This window comes from Geodermatophilus sp. SYSU D01036 (assembly GCF_054050435.1).
This window is the reverse complement of sequence record NZ_JBJGZJ010000053.1, coordinates 1-2,572: the sequence shown is the minus strand read 5'-3', so window position 1 is coordinate 2,572 and position 2,572 is coordinate 1. Positions and strand designations below refer to the sequence as shown.

The following is a 2,572-nucleotide window of genomic DNA, read 5'->3' as shown; positions in this document are numbered from 1 at the left end:
CCCCCCCCCCCCCCCCCCCCCCCCCCCCCCCCCCCCCCCCCCCCCCCCCCCCCCCCCCCCCCCCCCCCCCCCCCCCCCCCCCCCCCCCCCCCCCCGCGTAGGGGGTCAGGCGGTCGGCGTCCGGTCCGGCGCGGGCAGGTCGGCCGGGTCCTCCCCGGCCGGGCCGGCGTGCAGGCCGCCGGTCAGCGCGTACTCCTCCTCGGGTGACAGGACGAGGCGGTGCCGGCCGACGAGCGCGAACGCGGCCAGCCCGAGCGCGAACACGACGGCGATGGCGACGATGGCCGGCCGGTAGTCGGGGTTGAGGACGACGCCGACGAAGACCAGCGCCGCGACCAGTCCGGCGAACACCGCGCCCGGGACGCCGTAGGGGCTGCGGTAGGGCCGGACCGCGTTCGGGAACCGGCGGCGCAGCAGCACGAACGACACCATCTGCAGCACGTAGGCGATGACCGCGCCCCAGACGGCGATGTTGAGGACCACCGACCCCGCCGTCTCGCCGCCGAACTGGACCACCAGCAGGGCCGCGAACCCGACCACCGCGCCGACCAGCAGCGCCGCCCACGGCGTCCTCCGGGTGCCGGTGAGCGAGAGGACCTTGGGGTAGTAGCCGGCCCGCGACAGCGAGTAGATGTTGCGGCCGTAGGCGTACATGATCCCCTGCAGCGAGGCGAGCAGGCCGAGCAGCGCGAACGCGCTGAGCACCGCCGCGACGTCGGCGTCCGGGAGGACCGCGCGGAACCCGTCGAGCAGCGGCTCGCCGGAGGTGCCGATCGCCGCCGCGCCGGTGACCGCCGGGTTGAGGACGACGACCACCGCGCCGCTGGCGACGAGGGTGAGCATCCCCCAGAGCCCGGCGCGCGGGATGTCGCGGGCGGGGTCGTGGGACTCCTCGGCGGCCAGCGGGAGCTCCTCGATGCCGAGGAACAGCCACATCGCGAACGGCATCGCGAGGACGACGGCCCACCAGCCGTGCGGCAGGAACGTCGAGTTGCCGGGGTCGGGCTCGACGTCGAACAGGCTGCCGAGGTCGACGCTGCCGGAGAGCACCGCGGTGAGGGCGAACCCGGCGATGACCGCGAGGCTCGCGACGGCGACGACCAGGGCGAACCTGAAGGAGATCTCGGCGCCGGCGATGTTCAGTGCGAGGAAGACGCCGTAGAGGATCACCCACCACACCCAGGCGGGCAGGGAGAGGCCGAACAGGGCGTCGGTGATGCCGTCGGCGTACTGGCCGGAGAAGTAGACGACGACGCCCGTCGTCGCGACGTACTCGATCGTCTCCGCGAGGCCGGTGACGAACCCGCCCCACGGGCCCATCGCCGAGCGGGCGAAGGAGTAGGCCCCGCCGGTGTGCGGCATGGCCGCCGACATCTCGCTGATGCTGGCGACCATCGTGAAGTACATGGCCGTGACGACGACGCAGGCGAGCGCGAACCCGCCCCACCCGGCGCCGTCGATGCCGAGGTTCCAGCCGGAGAAGTCGCCGCTGACGACGGCGGCCACGCCGAGGCCCCACAACCCCCAGACGCCGGCCGAGCGGGTCAGCCCGCGCTTGTCGAAGTAGCCGTCGTCGGCCTGGGCGTAGGTGACGCCGGAGGCGCCTCGGGTGGGGCTGGTGGCCATCGGGTCTCCTCGGACCGGTGCGGGATGGCCGGGACGCTAGGGCGGGTGCGCGTCGTCCCCGTGGCGCCCGTGTTCCGATCACGGGTCGTCGCCGACCCGGTGTCCCGGCCGCCCCGCAGGGCGGCCGGGACGGCGGCTCAGGGGCAGGACTCCTCGAGCTTCACGACGCCGAGGTCGATGGCACCCTCCACGTCGCCGGTGACCCGCTGGCCGGCCGGGACGTTCTGCGTGCAGACCTTCCAGTTGGCGTCGAGCACCTGGTTGCGGGTGCCGAGCAGGTCGTGGGACAGGCTGAGGAAGACGCCGTTGGTCTGGATCAGGTCCTGGGCGTCCTGCAGGTTCATCCCGACCACCGACGGCATGGCGAAGTCGACCACCGGCGCGGCCGGCGTGGTCGGGGCGGCGGTGGTGCTCGGCGCGACCGCGGGCGGCGGGGCGCTGGAGACGGGCGGGACGGCCGGCTGGGGGCTGGGGGTCGCCGTCACGGTCTCCGTGACCGTGGTGGTGCTCGCGGCCGCGGTCGCCGGCTCGTCGTCGCCACCGCCGAGCGCGGCACCGATGGTCCCCACGACGAGGACCAGCGCGAGGACGGCGAACCAGGGACGCAGGTAGACCGGCGTCTCCTTCCTCTCCGGAGGCGGGGGGAGGAAGCCGGGCAGCGGGCCCTGCGGCGGCTGCCACGGCTGGCCGGGCGGTGGTTGGGTCATGGGACACCCCGTCGTGCTGGAGGGACCCGCGGCTCTGCTGTCGCGGGAGGAACCGCGGGAGCCTCACACGGCGGCGCAGGCTCCTCGGGGACTTCCGGGACGGCGTCGTCGCGGAACGGTCACGGGACGCCCCGGTCGCCCCGCCGGTCCCCCCGGACACGCCGCGGGGGCCCCCCCCGCGGGGGGGGGGGGGGGCGGGGGGGGGGGGGGGGGGGTGGGGGGGGGCGGGCGGGGGCCGG

General features: G+C 75.9%; 2 protein-coding genes. Both read right to left on the bottom strand.

From position 1 onward, the window contains the following. Positions 1-105: 105 nt before the first annotated feature. Entirely contained in the window at positions 106-1,626 is a 1,521-nt protein-coding gene (locus tag ACI8AR_RS23740) for an amino acid permease (protein WP_457053187.1), read from the bottom strand. Positions 1,627-1,763: 137 nt separating this feature from the next. After that, positions 1,764-2,333, bottom strand: coding sequence for a hypothetical protein (locus ACI8AR_RS23735; protein ID WP_457053186.1), 570 nt, complete (start codon positions 2,331-2,333; stop codon positions 1,764-1,766). Between the last annotated feature and the right edge of the window lie 239 nt (positions 2,334-2,572).

Excerpts from the sequence above, each read along its gene's own strand:
- ACI8AR_RS23740 (WP_457053187.1), bottom strand. The coding sequence starts at position 1,626 with ATGGCCACCAGCCCCACCCGAGGCGCCTCCGGCGTCACCTACGCCCAG.
- ACI8AR_RS23735 (WP_457053186.1), bottom strand. The coding sequence starts at position 2,333 with ATGACCCAACCACCGCCCGGCCAGCCGTGGCAGCCGCCGCAGGGCCCG.